Annotated in this window: 11 protein-coding genes; 7 read left to right on the top strand and 4 right to left on the bottom strand. The window is 55.5% G+C overall.

Annotated elements, in window-relative coordinates; all coding sequences use genetic code 11:
• Positions 1-750 (bottom strand): NAD(P)/FAD-dependent oxidoreductase (locus tag ACFE7X_RS13420; protein WP_375436183.1); only part of this gene is annotated, 750 nt, incomplete at its 3' end.
• A gap of 222 nt (positions 751-972) precedes the next feature.
• The gene (locus ACFE7X_RS13415; protein ID WP_375436182.1) at positions 973-1,254 is read right to left on the bottom strand and encodes a hypothetical protein; all 282 of its coding nucleotides are present in this window, start codon (positions 1,252-1,254) and stop codon (positions 973-975) included.
• Between the two features lie 632 nt (positions 1,255-1,886).
• On the opposite strand from ACFE7X_RS13415, the gene ACFE7X_RS13410 reads away from it, so the two are divergent.
• Entirely contained in the window at positions 1,887-2,411 is a 525-nt protein-coding gene (locus ACFE7X_RS13410; protein WP_375436181.1) for a DUF2911 domain-containing protein, read from the top strand.
• A 146-nt stretch (positions 2,412-2,557) separates the two neighbouring features.
• Here ACFE7X_RS13410 and ACFE7X_RS13405 read toward each other — a convergent pair whose 3' ends face one another.
• A complete protein-coding gene (locus ACFE7X_RS13405) occupies positions 2,558-3,538 on the bottom strand; it encodes a tryptophan 2,3-dioxygenase family protein (protein WP_375436180.1) in 981 nt (326 codons plus the stop codon).
• Positions 3,539-3,732: 194 nt separating this feature from the next.
• On the opposite strand from ACFE7X_RS13405, the gene sdaAB reads away from it, so the two are divergent.
• From sdaAB to ACFE7X_RS13385, 4 genes are all read left to right on the top strand, one after another.
• Positions 3,733-4,413, top strand: coding sequence for an L-serine ammonia-lyase, iron-sulfur-dependent subunit beta (sdaAB, locus tag ACFE7X_RS13400; RefSeq protein WP_375436179.1), 681 nt, complete (start codon positions 3,733-3,735; stop codon positions 4,411-4,413).
• A 21-nt stretch (positions 4,414-4,434) separates the two neighbouring features.
• The gene (locus tag ACFE7X_RS13395) at positions 4,435-5,979 is read left to right on the top strand and encodes a TolC family protein (protein WP_375436178.1); all 1,545 of its coding nucleotides are present in this window, start codon (positions 4,435-4,437) and stop codon (positions 5,977-5,979) included.
• Between the two features lie 96 nt (positions 5,980-6,075).
• Positions 6,076-7,485: an efflux RND transporter periplasmic adaptor subunit gene (locus tag ACFE7X_RS13390; RefSeq protein WP_375436177.1), complete on the top strand. Its 1,410-nt coding sequence runs from the start codon at positions 6,076-6,078 to the stop codon at positions 7,483-7,485.
• Between the two features lie 186 nt (positions 7,486-7,671).
• Positions 7,672-8,661 (top strand): NAD(P)H-dependent glycerol-3-phosphate dehydrogenase, encoded by a 990-nt coding sequence (locus ACFE7X_RS13385; protein ID WP_375436176.1) that lies wholly within the window; start codon positions 7,672-7,674, stop codon positions 8,659-8,661.
• An 11-nt stretch (positions 8,662-8,672) separates the two neighbouring features.
• On the opposite strand, the gene ACFE7X_RS13380 is transcribed toward ACFE7X_RS13385, so the two are convergent.
• Positions 8,673-8,897, bottom strand: a complete 225-nt coding sequence (locus ACFE7X_RS13380) for a DUF3592 domain-containing protein (RefSeq protein ID WP_375436184.1) — start codon at positions 8,895-8,897, stop codon at positions 8,673-8,675.
• A gap of 227 nt (positions 8,898-9,124) precedes the next feature.
• Here ACFE7X_RS13380 and ACFE7X_RS13375 point away from each other — a divergent pair, with 227 nt between their 5' ends.
• Both ACFE7X_RS13375 and ACFE7X_RS13370 read left to right on the top strand, forming a co-directional pair.
• Complete coding sequence (locus tag ACFE7X_RS13375) at positions 9,125-9,532, top strand: DUF4259 domain-containing protein (RefSeq protein WP_375436175.1); 408 nt, start codon at positions 9,125-9,127, stop codon at positions 9,530-9,532.
• A complete protein-coding gene (locus tag ACFE7X_RS13370) occupies positions 9,529-9,963 on the top strand; it encodes an EamA family transporter (protein ID WP_375436174.1) in 435 nt (144 codons plus the stop codon). The genes ACFE7X_RS13375 and ACFE7X_RS13370 overlap by 4 nt, the downstream gene beginning before the upstream one ends.
• The last annotated feature ends 43 nt before the right edge of the window (positions 9,964-10,006 follow it).

Raw genomic sequence — 10,006 nt, 5'->3', positions numbered from 1 at the left:
AGCTAGGATAACGGCGTCCGCTTCTAGCGCCTCGCCACCAGCCGTTACCACGCCATGCAAACGGTTGTTCTCCAGTACTAAATCCGTAACCCGGGTATCAAAACGTACTTCTCCGCCAGCCTCACGGATGCTTTCGCGCAGGGCTGCTACCACCGAAGGCAACTTATTGGTGCCAATGTGCGGATGCGCATCAACCAAAATATCGGGGGTGGCGCCGTGCTGCACCAGCAGGCGCAGAATACGGCCGACGTCGCCACGCTTGGTAGCACGGGTGTAGAGCTTGCCATCTGAGTAAGTGCCCGCGCCTCCCTCGCCAAAGCAATAGTTGGAATCGGGGTTGACGAGGTGCTCTTTATTGAGAGCGGCCAAATCGCGGCGGCGGGTCCGCACGTCTTTGCCTCGCTCCAGCACGATGGGCCGAATGCCTAGTTCGATGGCCCGCAAGGCCGCAAACAAGCCGGCGGGCCCAGCGCCCACAATCAGGATGGTACGCTGAGCGTGGCGTACATCCGGATAACGAAACCACGGGCCAAATAGCTCGGCAGGCGGGGGCGTCTGATAGATGTCGGCGCGCAGGCGCACCAGCGGCTGGCGGCCACGGGCATCAATCGAGCGTTTGCGGAGGTGTACAAAATCGGCCTCACCGGGCGCTAAGCCCGCGGCCGTAAGAAGAGCGCTGTAGCGCTTAAATTCGTCGTAGGCTACGGCTGGCGGCAGCAATACCTCGATTTCTTGCTTGAAATCAGACATGAAAATGGTGAAAGGTGGTTATCCTTTTAACCAGTAATAAAATAAGGCTATTGCAAAGGTACGACGCTCGCAATGCCGAAAAGACCACTTGGCTACGCGAAAGTCAATTAGCAACAACAACTCAAAAGTGTAATCTTAATTAATTGTGATCAGCAGGTGAAAGCCTAAGTGGTAACTCCTATATATACGATAGGCCAACACGCAGGCAATGCAGCTTTAACCTTATTCAATTGACTCTACAAGGCCAGAGCCATCGGCTCGCTTGCGAGGCCAGAACTTCTCCATGGATTGGTTGAAGGAATCTAGCACTTGAGCCCGGACCTCGCCCGATTTATTACGCAGCAAGTTGCCCAGCATATGGCGGTACATCTCGGTGGTGACTTCGAGCCCTTTGGCACTGACGAGGCCATGGTGCAAGAGGTCACAATTGGTGGCAAGAGTATTGGCCATCGATTCAGTCAGCATTTCCCGAGCCTTATCGGCTTCCTCAAATGATTTTTCCAAACGGGCGCTTAAGTCAGGATGATACTGCTGGTCCATTTTTCAACAGGCGAAGTCAATTGGTTGGATTGCTGGTTGGCAGAATAAACCGGAGTTGAAGCGGAAAAGGTTCAGTATATAGTAATAAGCTATGTAACTAGCTGACGACGCGCGCAGTAGTGTCGGCCGTAGACTACAGAGCCAATCAATCCACCACATACCGGGCTGCTTTGCGGTAGCTTACTCGGGTAGAAGCTGCGCTAGGCTCTTGTCTTGGCCGGTAGCAACAAGGTGTATAAGGGAGAAACGGCTAAGTGGCCATCCTTGAAATACGTTGGCTCCACATACAGATCGGCGCGTACTCGCAGGCGGTTATTGCCCACACCAACAGCAGTAAAGTAAAGGCTGATTGCCTAATCAGCCGCAGTAGTTGTTGGCAGGCTGTTGAGTTTTACTTGTCGGATCTTCTTAAGCTGGTGCTATTATTGTGCAAAGACATTTTTATCTGCCTTTCGCCATAGTTAAGCGAATCTCTACAACATGGCAGATCATTTGTCTAGCCGGTGGCAGGCATACATCTTTGTTGCAAAAATAGAGTCTATAGCCTGAAGATATTGCCTTTGTTCACTTCTACCCAACTTTTCCACACTACAGTCATGCGTAACCAGTCCTTTAAATTCCTACTGCTTTTCATGTGGACCGTGCTTCTTTCTGGTGGTGCTTTTGCTCAGGCCAAAATGCCCGAAGACAAGTCGAAGCGGCCTAGCCCGCCGGCCACCGTTGCAGGTTCTAATTTCACTATTGAGTACAGTCGGCCTTCAATGAAGGGCCGTAAGATATTTGGCGAGCTGGAACCTTATGGCAAGGTGTGGCGCACGGGGGCCAATGAGGCCACTACGTTTGAAGCCAAACAGGCCGTCACCATCAACGGACAAGCGCTGCCCGCGGGCACGTATGCGCTGTTTACCATTCCAGGTGAGCAGGAGTGGACCGTCATCTTCAACAAGACTGCCAAGCAATGGGGAGCTTTTAAGTACGACGAGAAGCAGGATGCCTTGCGCGTAAAAGTGAAACCTAGCAAGACTTCCCAACCAGTCGAGCAATTCACCATTACGGCCGATAAAGCGGGTACTGTTACTATGGCGTGGGAAAACACGCAGGCTGCCTTCACGGTAAAATAGAGAGCTAGCAATAAACAAGAAAGCCAGGCTACTTAGTGGCCTGGCTTCTTTGTTTTAATACGAATAGTAATATGAAATTGGTGGCAAAGTTGCGTCTATAATACCTCTTAATTACTAGGCAGTTCTAGACGGCTTCAGTCAGTACTCTACGCCCCTACCTCATCACCAAGCACACTTTCCACCCAGCCTTTGCCCCATTCCTCTAATTCCTGCGCACTCCAGAGTTGAGGATAGAAAATGCGGCGCTGAAACTTGGGAGGCAAATACTTCTTCCAGTTGGTGCCGCCCGTGGCGGCAATAGCCGTGGGGTCCCGTTCTAAGTAGCGCACCGCCGACTTGAAGTGCATCAGTGGCCAGTTTACATTTACGTTCACGTCGAGTTGCCGGAGTTGGCGCAGCAGGCGCGGATGTTGCTGGTCGGTTTCGGGTAGGCGCTGCACCACGTTCCATACGTTGCGGTTGTGGTAGTGGGCGGCGTGCGCACTAAGCTGCTGGGTGTACTTTTCTTCGAACTGAATGAGTGTTAGTGCTTTGGCGCCACTCTCCTCAATAGTTGCTCCCGCTTTCCAATAGATGCAGCCCAGTAGTTCGTCGTGCGCGGCGGCTTCGCCGAGCAACCGGCGCTTCTCCTTATCCACCAAGTTGTCGAGAGAGGTACTCGCAATTTCTATCATCCGGTACTGCACCGACTGAAAACCCGACGCTGGCATCAGGGCCATGCGAAACTGTAGAAACTGCTGCTTGTCCATGCCATCGACCATCACGTCGAACGAATCAATCAGGTTCTCGAAGTATCGGTTGATGCGGCCCACGCGCAAGACTAGCTCCTGCAACGTAGGCTGCTGCAACTCGCCAATCTGCTCGTATTCGCAGAGACAGAGCTTGAAGTACAGCTCGGTAATCTGGTGGTACATGATAAAGATCCGCTCGTCGGGAATCTTGGTGAGCGGGCGTTGCAAACTCAGGAGCGTATCGAGGTTGATGTAGTCCCAGTAGTTAACGTAGTCGGCGTGGTATAATCCTTCTAAGTAAGCAGCCAGATCTTGGCCATCAGCGGCATACTTTTCCTGCAATCGGCGAAGCTGGTTCCATACGGCGGGCGAAAACTCGTCCTCGGGAGTAGGCATAGACTAAGGAGTGGTGGTAGGTGAATCCAACACAAAGAACGAAAAAGGCGGCGAATTGACACCCGGCGGGCAACCCCTGCCCGCCGGACTGCATCTATACCTCTGATAGTGCTTCAAAGGGCGCCGGAGTCGAAAAATCAGCCCTGGCTTGTCACTTGGTATCCCCGTCGAATCTGATACCTTTACCCCGTCTTATGGCTGAGAAAAGCAGTATTTTCGACATGATTGGGCCGGTGATGATCGGGCCCAGTTCTTCGCACACGGCAGGCGTAGTGCGTATTGCCCGGGCTGCTATCCGCATCCTCGGCAGTATTCCAACGCACGCCATCATCACCTTCTACAACTCGTTTGCCCGCACCTACGAAGGGCATGGTTCCGACCGCGCCATCATTGGGGGCCTGCTGGGCTATGCCACCGACGACGTGCGCATCCGCGAGGCTCTCGACCACGCCCAAGAAGCTAACTTGCAGTATACGTTTCAGAGCGTAGGCAACGCCTCGACCATGCACCCGAACACCATTAAGGTGCAGCTGCGCGACGAGCGCACCAGCCAGCAGGTGGAGGTAGTGGGGCAAAGCAGGGGCGGCGGCGTGATTCGGATTGTGGAGGTCGATGGTTTTCCGGCTGATTTCTCGGCTTCTCTGCACACGCTTATCCTCGATGCCGACGACCGCACGGGCTCCATTGCTTTTATCGCCTCGGTGATTGCGCACGACGATTGTAACATTGCCACCATGTCGGTGTCGCGGAAGGGCAAGAACGACCGGGCGCGGCATTTCATTGAGATGGATTCCGACCTGAAAGACATCACGCTGGAGTATCTGCGCCAACTGCGCTGGGTGCACCGCGTCACGTATATTCCGAATATCACCTAATCTTTTGCCTGTCTGGTGCTTATGAAACCACGCTTTACTTCTCGGTTACACCCTTTGCGGGCGACCGGCTGCGGCGCGCTGCTGCTGCTGAGTAACCTGGCTACGGCTCAAACCACCACGCCCGCGCAGCCACCGGCGGGTACGGTAGCGGCTCAGGCCGCCTCGCCTACGGGACCCTGGACGCTGCAAAGCGCCATCGATTATGCCCTGCAAAACAACCTGACGGTGCGCCAGAGTCAGCTGTCATCGGATGTGAATGCGGCTACGCTCCGCCAGAGCAAGGCGGCGCTGCTGCCCACCGCCAACTTGTCGGGCACGCAGGCCTGGAACTATGGTACGACCGTGAACCCGCTCACCAACGTGTTTCAGGACCAGACCACGCGCACCAACAACTTCTCGGGCAACACGCAGATAACCTTGTTTTCGGGATTTCAGCTGCGTAATACGGTGAAGCGCAACGCGCTGGAATTTGAGGCGGGCGTGTACGATGCCGACAAGGCCCGCAACGATTTAGCGCTCAATGTGGCTTCGGCGTTTTTGCAAACCGTACTGGCCGCGGAACTGCTACGCTCCAACGAAGTGCGCGTGAACAGCTCGCAGCAGCAGGTAGAGCGCACCAAGCTGCTGCTAAAAGCCGGTAGCGTGGCGGAAAGCAACTTGCTTGATAGCCAGGCGCAACTCGCCACCGATCAATATAATGTGGTTACGGCTCAGAATCAGCTAACCATTGCGCGTTTGCAACTGGCCCAACTCTTGAATCTGGATGCCGCCGCTACCCGCGCCTTGCAGATAACGACGCCCCAGCTGGCTGACCCCAACGAGCAGTCGCTCGATGATACGGACCCGGATGCAACCTATCAGACGGCGCAGGCGCAGCAACCCGACATCAAGGCGGCTGATTTGCGCGTGCGCTCGGCCCTACGCAACGTGGACGTGGCGCGCGGGGGCTATTATCCCCGCTTGTTCTTGAATGCCAGTATCTTCACGGGCTACTCCTCGCTTTACACCCGCCCCATCATCACCGGCGATTCGGTGCAGTTGCCGTTGCCGGTTTTTCAGATCGACCCCGTCACGGGTCAGGCCGCGCCTACGTCCTTTTTGGCATTATCGCCCAAGCAGCCGGTGCGCAGTTCCACTTCCAGCGACTTCCCCGACCAACTTAAAAACAACCTGGGTCGGTCGGTGCAGTTTGTGGTGCAGGTGCCCATCCTAAATGGGTTGCAGGTGCGCACCAACGTGCAACGTTCGCAGCTGGCCGTGAAGCAAGCCGAGCTACGCCTCGACCAGGCCCGGCTCACGCTGCGCCAAAATATTCAGCAAGCTTACGCCGATGCGCTAGCCTCTCAGCGGCAGTACATTGCCTCGCGCCAGCAGGTGCAGGCCCTGTCCGCCGCCTACCGTAACTCGGAAATTCGGTTCAACAACGGGTTGCTCAATGGCACCGAATTCAATATTGCTAAGAATAACCTAACGGCTGCCGAGTCGAGCATGATCCAGGCCAAATACCAGTTCATTTTCCGCCGCAAGGTGCTGGATTTCTACCAAGGCCGGCCCCTGACGCTGTAAGGGGCACTGAGTAATGGAGCAGCTGAGTAATTTCGCTCAACGATTACTCGGCTATTCCATTGCTTTGTTACTCTTTTCTCATTCAGTTACTCTTTCATGAAGAACAACCGCTTATTGTATATTTTACTGGCCGTCATCGGGTTGCTGATTGGTGGCTTTGTGCTGGGGAAAAAGCAGGGGTGGTGGGGCAAGCCGCCCGGCACCGAGGTAACGGCTGCCAAGGCTGCCACGGTTAATATCGTGGAGCAGGTAAGCGCTTCGGGCAAGGTGCAGCCGGAGACGGAAGTGAAGATTTCGCCCGACGTATCGGGGGAGATAATCGAGCTGTACGTGCAGGAAGGCGACTCGGTGAAGAAGGGCCAGCTACTGCTGCGTATCCGCCCCGACAACTACCGGGCCATGGTCAACCAGCAGTCGGCGGCCGTGAATTCACAGCGGGCCAACGTGGGCCAGACCCAGGCGCGGTTGCAGCAGCTCATTGCCAACGCCAAGCAAACCGAGCTGACGTATCGGCGCAACGCGTCCCTTTACAAGCAGAAGGTGATTTCGCAGGCCGATTATGAGGCCGCCAAAGCCGCGTACGACGCCTCGCAGGAAGAGTTGAACAGCGCCCGCCAAAGCATTCGGGCGGCGCAAAGCAACGTGCAAAGTGCGCAAGCCGGCTTGGAAGAAGCGCGCCGCAACCTCGACAAAACCACCATCTACGCGCCGGTGAGTGGCACCGTGAGCAAGCTGAACGTGGAGAAAGGCGAACGGGTAGTAGGTACCTCGCAGATGGCGGGTACCGAAATTATGCGTATTGCCAACCTGAATTCCATGGAAGTGCGCGTCAACGTCAACGAAAACGACATCATCAACGTCCAGCTCGGCGACTCTGCCCTGGTGGAGGTGGACTCGTATGCCAGCAAAGACGAGAAGTTTCGGGGCCTCGTGACCAGCATTGCCAACACAGCCAAAGACGCCCTGACCGCCGAAGCCGTAACCGAGTTTGAGGTGCGGATCCGGCTGCTGCCCGATTCGTACCGCCATCTGCTACGCACAACTAACGGCCGCACCGTCGTGCCGTTTCGGCCCGGCATGACTGCCTCCGTCGACGTCATTACCAACCGCAAATCGGGCGTGCTGAGCGTGCCATTAGCCGCCGTTACTACCCGCACCGATAGCACGCTCGCCGCTGGCAAGGCGGGTGAGCAAGGTGCCGCTGTGCAGGTAAGTCGTAGAGGCGGCGGGACCGGGGAAGCCACCCCGGCCGCTTCTACTGCCGATGTGCAGGAAGTGGTTTTTGTAATTCATGACGGCAAGGCCGTGATGACTCCGGTCAAGACGGGCATCAGCGACTTCCAAAACATTGAAATATTGAGTGGGCTGCAACCCGGTGCTCAAGTGGTGAGCGGACCGTTCCGGGCCGTAGCCAAAACCCTGAAGGATGGGGCGCTGGTTGTGGTTAAGGATGCCAAGAGCCTCAACAAAGAAGCCCTGAAAGAAGGCCCTGGCGACAACGAATAGCTAAGAGTATGGCTGCGTAAAACCCGCCACCACTTATTACCAAGCTTTAAACCGTGAAAATCAACAAGCCCTTGCCACTCGAATAGAGGGCAAGGGCTTGTCTGTTCAGGAAACTTCGCACATTTGAGCTCCCGGTTGGCTTGCGCGGGCAAGTCGGCCCCTTGTCAATTATTACGTGTCAATTAATTGGAAAAAATAGCCATGCTCGGCGGCGGCTCCTGGGCCACTGCTCTCACCAAGATTTTATCGGAAAACGGGGCCCGGGTGGGCTGGTGGTTGCGTTCCAAGGACGACGTGCAGCATTTGCGCAGCACCCGTCACAATCCCCGGTACCTCTCGTCGGTGGCCCACGACCTGACCCGCGTGTTTCCCTCCACCGACCTAGAGGAAGTGGTGCGCGAAGCCGACTGGCTGGTGCTGGCCGTGCCCGCCGCCTTCGTGCAAGCCGTGCTCGATAAGCTGGACCGCGACGCGCTGCGCAACAAGCGCATCATTTCGGCCATTAAAGGCATGATTCCCGGTAAAAACGTGCTGGTAACCGACTACGTGGCCGACCGGTTTCGGCTGCCGCACGCGCAGGTGGGCGTTGTAGCGGGGCCTTGCCACGCCGAGGAGGTAGCCTTGGAAAAGCAAAGCTACCTCACCATCGGCTCGCCCGACTCGGTGTTGGCCGAGGATTTTTGCCGCCTCTTGCGCAACCGCTACGTGAAAGCCAATCCGGCTCAGGACCTGGACGGCATCGAGTATTTTTCGGTGATGAAAAACATCATTGCCCTAACGGCGGGCATCGCGCACGGCCTCGGCTACGGCGACAACTTTCAGGCGGTGCTGGTGAGCAATGCCATCCAGGAAATGCGCCGCTTTGTGCACGCCCTCAACCCCCAACCCCGTGACCTGTCCGGCTCGGCCTACCTCGGCGACTTGCTGGTAACGGCTTATTCGCAGTTCTCGCGCAACCGCTCCTTCGGCAATATGGTGGGCCGGGGCTATTCCGTAAAATCAGCGCAGCTAGAAATGAACATGATAGCCGAAGGATACTACGCCGTGAAGAGCATCTACGAGTTGAATCGCAAACTCATGGTGCCCATGCCCATTACGTCGGCCGCGTACCATATTCTGTACGAGAAGATTTCGCCGGCCGTGGAGATTGAGCTGCTGCGGGAGAAGTTTAGGTAAGTGACCTTCAGTTATCTTGAAACGTAGTATACAATGCCAGTGGCAACCACCATCCAAAGTATAATCAAAGCTATATAGGGAGTTGACTGCTCGAATTCAGAGTCTAAAGCAAAGTTTTTAGGGTTATTTGCCTCATAATAAACAGTAACCTTTTCTCCTTTGGAATACAGAGGAACAGCAATTCCTGAGTGTCCTTCCACTTCGATAATTTCGCCGGTTGTAGTAGTGAATTGAATAAAGGATGGAAGGCGGAAGTACGGCCTAACCTAAATTTTTGACCTGCAATTGTTCCGGTTGCTTTGCAGCCTTCCTGTAACAATCTATTTGTGTTGCGAATATGCCGAATCAAGTTGTGCGTGAATAATAACACAGCAAAAACGCCGAAAATAACAGTGAAAGAGTCCATGCAGTAAAATTACTGCTCTCGAATACATCCATTAATATCATCTACAAACTTTCACGCATGAGCACCTGGGGCTACTACACATTCGACAACGACGCGGCAGCTGATTTCGCCGAAGATTTCCTGGAAAATCCCAACGAGCCTATGCTCTATGAGGCACTGGCTACGGCGGCCGAAGAGGAAGGACAACTAGAACTTGCTGATGCTAGTGTGGCCTTAGCAGCCGCCGAAATTGTGGCGGGCATCTTAGGTAAACCCGCACAGGATCTGCCGCCGGGCTTAGTACAAGCCATTACCCACCTCGACGCCGACGGTGATGACCTACGCGAGTTGGCCGAGCAAGCCGTACGCGTGGTGCTGAAAAACTCGCAGCTACAGGAACAACGATCCAAAGGCGAAGATTACGCCGCGTGGCAGCAGTTGCAGCAGAACCTGCTAGGTCGCCTGCAAGACGCTGAGGAAGAATGAACTGGTGGCAGCTAGCCGCTTGTGCTGCGGTGGGCATGGCCCTGTACAACCTGTTTATCAAAGCGGCGGCTGGCCAGATTCACCAGATGGTAGGGGCGGTGGTGCTACAGGTGGTGGCCGCTCTAGTTGGGGCGGGCCTGCTGCTGGTGCTCTACCTGCGGGGGATGTTACCCGCCAACTTGGTTAGCACCCGAGGAATTGCCTTAGCCGCGCTGGCTGGCGTAAGCATAGGCGTAGCCGAAATCCTGACGTTTGTGGTGTACGGCAAAGGAGCGCCTGCTTCAGTGGGCACGCCGCTTATTGTAGGCGGCTCCGTGCTGTTGACGGCTGTGCTCGGCGTGCTCGTGCTGCGCGAAACATTGGCCTGGCCCCAAGCCCTGGGGTTGCTGCTAGTAGTAAGTGGCATTGCGCTACTAGCCCGCGGCCACTGACCAGAGTAGTGACTTTACGAGCCTGGCGCTTGGTTTACACAGT

The sequence above is a fragment of the uncultured Hymenobacter sp. genome (assembly GCF_964242765.1).
GTDB lineage: Bacteria > Bacteroidota > Bacteroidia > Cytophagales > Hymenobacteraceae > Hymenobacter.
Note: the sequence above shows the minus strand (reverse complement) of the source record. Positions and strands in the feature narration are given on the sequence as shown.

Excerpts from the sequence above, each read along its gene's own strand:
- ACFE7X_RS13410 (WP_375436181.1), top strand. The coding sequence starts at position 1,887 with ATGCGTAACCAGTCCTTTAAATTCCTACTGCTTTTCATGTGGACCGTG.
- ACFE7X_RS13405 (WP_375436180.1), bottom strand. The coding sequence starts at position 3,538 with ATGCCTACTCCCGAGGACGAGTTTTCGCCCGCCGTATGGAACCAGCTT.
- sdaAB (WP_375436179.1), top strand. The coding sequence starts at position 3,733 with ATGGCTGAGAAAAGCAGTATTTTCGACATGATTGGGCCGGTGATGATC.
- ACFE7X_RS13395 (WP_375436178.1), top strand. The coding sequence starts at position 4,435 with ATGAAACCACGCTTTACTTCTCGGTTACACCCTTTGCGGGCGACCGGC.
- ACFE7X_RS13390 (WP_375436177.1), top strand. The coding sequence starts at position 6,076 with ATGAAGAACAACCGCTTATTGTATATTTTACTGGCCGTCATCGGGTTG.
- ACFE7X_RS13375 (WP_375436175.1), top strand. The coding sequence starts at position 9,125 with ATGAGCACCTGGGGCTACTACACATTCGACAACGACGCGGCAGCTGAT.
- ACFE7X_RS13370 (WP_375436174.1), top strand. The coding sequence starts at position 9,529 with ATGAACTGGTGGCAGCTAGCCGCTTGTGCTGCGGTGGGCATGGCCCTG.